At 42.9% G+C, this 6000-nt stretch carries 6 protein-coding genes and 1 other annotated feature (1 of these 7 cut by a window edge); all 6 genes read right to left on the bottom strand.

Translation table 11 applies throughout. The features are described 5' to 3' along the window. Window positions 1-59: 59 nt before the first annotated feature. Complete coding sequence (locus CSV60_RS04230) at window positions 60-764, bottom strand: O-methyltransferase (protein ID WP_099636070.1); 705 nt, start codon at window positions 762-764, stop codon at window positions 60-62. A gap of 23 nt (window positions 765-787) precedes the next feature. Next, window positions 788-1966: an endolytic transglycosylase MltG gene (gene mltG, locus CSV60_RS04225; RefSeq protein WP_099631628.1), complete on the bottom strand. Its 1179-nt coding sequence runs from the start codon at window positions 1964-1966 to the stop codon at window positions 788-790. Between the two features lie 51 nt (window positions 1967-2017). Continuing rightward, complete coding sequence (locus CSV60_RS04220) at window positions 2018-2308, bottom strand: DUF1292 domain-containing protein (protein ID WP_099631627.1); 291 nt, start codon at window positions 2306-2308, stop codon at window positions 2018-2020. 13 nt (window positions 2309-2321) lie between these two features. Next, window positions 2322-2741, bottom strand: coding sequence for a Holliday junction resolvase RuvX (gene ruvX, locus CSV60_RS04215; RefSeq protein WP_099636069.1), 420 nt, complete (start codon window positions 2739-2741; stop codon window positions 2322-2324). Next, the gene (locus CSV60_RS04210; RefSeq protein WP_099631625.1) at window positions 2738-3010 is read right to left on the bottom strand and encodes an IreB family regulatory phosphoprotein; all 273 of its coding nucleotides are present in this window, start codon (window positions 3008-3010) and stop codon (window positions 2738-2740) included. The genes ruvX and CSV60_RS04210 overlap by 4 nt, the downstream gene beginning before the upstream one ends. 199 nt (window positions 3011-3209) lie before the next feature. Continuing rightward, window positions 3210-5843 (bottom strand): alanine--tRNA ligase, encoded by a 2634-nt coding sequence (gene alaS / locus CSV60_RS04205; protein ID WP_099636068.1) that lies wholly within the window; start codon window positions 5841-5843, stop codon window positions 3210-3212. Window positions 5844-5885: 42 nt separating this feature from the next. Further along, window positions 5886-6000 (bottom strand) — a binding site (T-box leader) (it continues 92 nt past the right edge of the window).

The following is a 6000-nucleotide window of genomic DNA, read 5'->3' as shown; positions in this document are numbered from 1 at the left end:
CTACAAAGAAATACGTAGCCAAAAACGCTTAGGTTATTTGTCTCCCGAAGCATTCCTGGCTAGGTATTTGGAAAGTGCATAACACACACAATTGTACATAAACTTTCGTGTCCATTTTTAAGGGGCTTGACTATTTTCACAGCGATTAAAATGCCGTCTCCTATTGGAACTAGAGATGTGTCATAGTGATCGTTCTGCATCGCCCAGCTCGTGAATTGTTGCAAATTACGTATCATTGTGCGGTTGCGTTTTGGTATGTCTGCATCTTCCAACAGCACCATACCATGCATGAACATATTATCACAATAGATTACACCTGCAGGACCGACGAGCGGGCTATATTTGTCGAAAAACTTTCGATATTGCCCTTTTGCTGCGTCGATGAACAGTGCATCAAATGGTTCCTGCGGTAACTTGGTTTCATCTAACTCGAGCGCATCATCATGAATAATGATAATACGCTCCTGTAGTCCACTGCGCTCAATATACTCGACCGCTTTCTCATATCGCTCTGTATCGCGCTCGACTGTATAAATGACAGCGTCAGGAAAAGCTTTCGCCAATCGAATAGCCGAATAGCCGATTGCGCTTCCAATTTCTAGAATACGTTTCGGCTGCTGTATTTGTAGCAGTCCGATTAACGTATACAAGCCTGTATCATCCATGATTGGCACACGGTGCTCTGCAGCGTAGCGCTCCATCTCTAGGATGAGCGGCTCTTTTACTACTACAAAGCGGCTAATGTACGTGTTGTAGTCCGTCATATCTACTTCCCCTTTACGACGTGTTATTTATGTTGGCTGTCGATATACTTTGCTTTGTTTTTCAAATGGGCTTCATATGTTTTAGCAAAATGATTCACGCCATCTTTATCTGCCAAGAAGAACAAGTAGCCTGTCTTGGAAGGTTCTACAGTTGCTTGGAGAGAAGCAGTTCCGGCATTCGAAATAGGCCCTGGCGGTAACCCTTTATTTTTGTACGTATTATAGACATTATCTACTTTCAAATCTTCATTCATGACGCGGGCTTTATGTTCTCCTAATGCATATAAAACCGTCGGATCTGTTTGCAGCGGCATACCCTGTTCAATACGATTATTGAAGACACTCGCAATGGTTTCACGATCTGCTTGTCCCGTTGCTTCTTTTTCTAGCAAAGAGGCAAATGTTAGCATTTTATGAACAGAACGATTTTTGCCTTCCTCCGCCCAATACGCTTTATACGGTATGACGTTTTGCACAGTGGCATCCACCATCGTATCAACCACTTCTTTGACAGTAGGCTTTTCCTCGTAGAACGGATACGTAGCTGGGAATAAATAACCTTCCAGTGCATAGCGTATATTCTCATTGAGAACTTCCTTTGTTATAACATCTGGATACTTGGCCATATATTCTTGAATGACTTGTTCATTCGTCACATACTCCATAAACTGCTCTTTGGTAATCGTTGTTTTTTTGCTTGTTCTATCTGCAATTTGATCAATCGTTAATCCCTCTGGAATCGTTAATGTAAATACTGGTGTGCGATAGACTACACCTGTTTTCAGACTCTTAATCAATTCATCTGGCGTCATGGACTGTGTTAATCCATACGTGCCAGCCTGGAAATCTGCTTCATTGTTTACTTTTGCATAGTATTTGAATACCCGCGCATTTTTAATGATACCCGACTCTTCCAGTTTTTCTGAAATTACATCCAAACCTGAACCGATCGGAATTTCTACTTCTACGATCTTTTCCGAATCCGGATCAACAGGCTCCAAGGCACTTTTTATGTATGTATAGACTGAAAATCCTCCAACTATCCCTACAACCAATACGACTGCCACAATCCAAAGCACTATTTTTCTGACGGTTCTCACTTCTTCCTTCTGTTCTAACATACGTTCAAACATGACTTCCTTTTTTCTTTGGGGCTCTTTTCCCACAAGCCTCACCTCTTCCTTCGCAATAGATAATTCCATTAAAAAGACGGAACGGTCAGCACCATTCCGCCCGTCACATGAGATTATCGCTTACTCTTCTTCTTCATCAAGGAATGTGTTCAATACTTCTTCGATCATATCCCATTCTTCATCGGATTCGATTTCAAGTAGTGCTCCGCCATCTTCTCCCTCTTCAGTCGGGATAAATGCGGATGCATGAATTTCCACTTCCTCGTCATCATCTGTCTCTTCGCCATCCAAAATATGGTAAAGTACATACGATCTTTCATATTCTTTTGAATCAAATGTTAAAATTACTTCACATACGTGCTCTTCGCCGTTCTCATCTACGATTGTCATTGTTTCTTGTCCGTGTTCCATTGTTTAATCACCTCTAGTTTTTTTGTGAATCCAAATAACCTTGTAAAATCATGACAGCTGCCATTTTATCAATGACCGATTTACGCTTTTTACGGCTGACATCCGCTTCAATCAAAACGCGTTCAGCAGCCATGGTAGTTAATCGTTCATCCCACAAAATGACAGGCAAACCGAACTTCTCGCGTAACTTCTCAGCGTACTGTTCAGATGCTTCTCCACGGGGCCCTATTGTATTATTCATATTCTTAGGATACCCGACGACAAACCCCGTCACTTCGTATTCTTCTGTCAATTGTTTGACTCGTTTCATCCCGAGGGAACCTACCGCTTCATCAATTTTGATGGTTTCGATTCCTTGGGCTGTCCAACCGAGACTATCGCTTATCGCAATGCCAACGGTTTTTGTGCCAACGTCCAATCCCATAGTTCTCATTCTGCTTTACCTCTGTTTTCTCGGATATAGAACTTAACCAATTCCTCTAGAATTTCGTCTCGTTCCAGTTTCCTTATCAAACTACGAGCGTCTTCGTGGCGCGGAATATAGGCTGGATCTCCAGATAGTAAATAGCCAACCATCTGGTTAATTGGATTATAACCTTTTTCTTCTAATGATTTGTAAACGTGGAGCATGACTGTTTTGACTTCTTCCTCCATCGATTCTTCAGGAAAGTTAAACTTCATCGTTTCATCGGACGAATTCATACTCGACACCCCGCTTTCCGATTTCCATTTATGTGTATAACGATCTACCGTCATAATATATATAGTAAATAGATTTGTGGATTAACCACCGTTCGTATTCATTCCAGTTCAATCATCGGGGTAGACACTTTAGCCACCCCAATGAAATGTAACTAGTAACATGTATCTATATTTTATGATGAATCGCTCTTCAAAATGGTTAAACAGATTTTACATAATCATACACGGATTGAAGCGCATCATCAAGTTTTGACGCATCTTTCGCCCCTGCCATCGCCATATCCGGACGCCCGCCACCTTTTCCGCCACAAAGTGACGCAACATGGTTGACGATTTTACCTGCGTGGTAGTTTCCGCCTTTTAGATCATCAGTAACGCCAGCCGCTAGCATTACTTTCCCGTCCGTAACTGTACCCAGTACAATGACGCCTTTGGAAGTTTTTTGTTTCATTTCATCGATCAATTGACGTAAACCGTTATTGTCTTTTACTTCAACATTTGCAGAAATGACTGTGACGTCTTCGATCTGCTGAGCCGTTTCCATAATACTAGCCAATTGGCTGTTGCCCATTTTCGCTTGCAATGACTCGTTTTCACGTTGAAGTTCTTTAAAGTCAGCGAGAATCGATTCGACTTTTGTGACAACTGTTTTCGGGGTAGCTTTTGCCGTTGCTGCTACTTGGTCGATGACTGCTTGATCTTCTTTAAATGAACGGAATGCTTGTCCACCCGTGAAGGCTTCAATACGGCGTGTGCCCGCTCCAATACCGCTTTCAGAAACGATTTTGAATACGTTGATGTCAGATGTGTTGACAACGTGACATCCTCCACACAGCTCGACAGAGTAATCACCGACTTTGACCACGCGAACGATATCGCCGTATTTTTCACCGAACAATGCCATCGCACCCATTTCTTTTGCTTCTGCAATTGGTGAAATGATGGTGTTGACGGGAATACCTGCCCAAACTTGTTCATTGACCTGGAATTCAATGCGCTCAAGTTCTTCTTTCGTGACTTGTCCAAAATGAGAGAAGTCAAAGCGAAGACGATCTGGACCAACATATGAACCTGCTTGATTGACATGTTCACCTAGAACATCTTTCAATGCGCGGTGCAATAAGTGTGTAGCCGTGTGATTTTTGACCGTCAGATTGCGTGAGAACTCGTCCACTTTTGTATGAACTGATACACCTTCATTCAATTCGCCTGAACTGATGAAGACTGTGTGCAAGTTCTGTCCATTAGGCGCTTTTTTTACGTCGCGAACTTCCGCTGTGAATGATTCGTTTGAGATCGTTCCTTTATCAGCTACTTGACCGCCACTTTCTGCATAGAACGGAGTCCGATCCAAAATGATTTGTACTGTTTCTCCTTCAGATGCATGTGAGATGCGTTGACCATCTTGAACCAGAACACTAACGATCGCAGTGGTTTCTAGTTGACCATAGCCAATGAATTCACTTGCTTCATGTACTTCACCGAGCACGCCCGATTGAATATGCATGGAGTCCGATGTCGCACGCGCAGCACGTGCACGGTTTCGTTGTGCAGCCATTTCTTCATCAAATCCGATACGGTCAACTGCTACATCTTCCTCGAGGGCAAATTCCTCCGTTAATTCAAACGGGAAACCATATGTGTCATAGAGCTTGAACGCATCACTGCCTGAGACGATTGGCAAGCCTGAAGCTTTGGCCTTTTCAATGATCGTCGATAGGATTGCCATACCGTCATTCAATGTTTCGTGGAAACGGTCTTCTTCGTTTTTCACGACTTTCATAATGAACGCTTGTTTATCGTGGACTTCAGGATAGAAGTCTTTCATGATATCCCCAACAATAGGTACCAGCATGTACATAAATGGCTTATCAATACCTAATTGTTTCGCGAAACGAACGGCTCTTCTTAATAGACGACGCAGAACATAGCCACGGCCTTCATTGGAAGGAAGTGCTCCGTCCCCAATAGCGAATGCTACAGTGCGGATATGATCTGAAATTACCTTAAATGCTGTGTCTGCTTGCGTAGTTTGGCCGTATTTTCTGCCTGATACATTTTCTACAGCTTCAATGATCGGTAAGAACAAGTCCGTATCGAAGTTTGTAGGCACGTCCTGGATCACGGATGCCATGCGCTCAAGACCCATTCCTGTATCGATGTTTTTCTTTGGAAGCGGTGTGTATGTGTTATCAGGATTATGATTGAACTCAGAGAATACTAAGTTCCAAATTTCCAAATAACGTTCGTTTTCTCCACCTGGATACAATTCAGGATCGGAGAAGTCGTCACCGTAACTTGGTCCGCGATCGTAGAAGATTTCGGAGTTTGGACCACTTGGGCCTTCGCCGATATCCCAGAAGTTTCCTTCAAGTCGAATGATTCGCTCTACTGGAATACCAATCTGATCTTTCCAAATGGTGTACGCTTCTTCATCTTCCGGATGAATAGTAATGGACAGGCGTTCTGGGTCAAAGCCGATCCATTGTTCATTTGTCAGAAAGTCCCACGCACGAACAATTGCTTCTTCTTTGAAATAATCACCAATAGAAAAGTTGCCAAGCATTTCAAAGAACGTATGATGACGCGCTGTATAGCCGACATTTTCAATATCGTTTGTGCGGATCGATTTTTGTGCATTCGCAATCCGCGGGTTTTCAGGAATCACTCGTCCATCAAAATATTTCTTCAATGTAGCGACTCCACTGTTGATCCATAATAGTGATGCATCATCAACTGGCACTAATGCAGCTGATGGTTCTACAGTATGCCCATGCTCTTTAAAATAGTCTAAAAACATTTGGCGAATTTCAGATGCCGTAAGTTTTCTCATCGTTTTGCTCCTCCTAAAATTAAAAAAACTCCACCCCTTGTATAAAGGGGCGAAGGTTTCATTGATCGCGGTACCACCCTAATTACCGCATGACGCGGTATCTCGAGTTGCCTTAACGCGGCAAGACGGCAGGGATTAGCCTGCAACTTCGGAATAG

Source organism: Sporosarcina sp. P7, assembly GCF_002743425.1.
Lineage (GTDB): Bacteria > Bacillota > Bacilli > Bacillales_A > Planococcaceae > Sporosarcina.
Note: the sequence above shows the minus strand (reverse complement) of the source record. Positions and strands in the feature narration are given on the sequence as shown.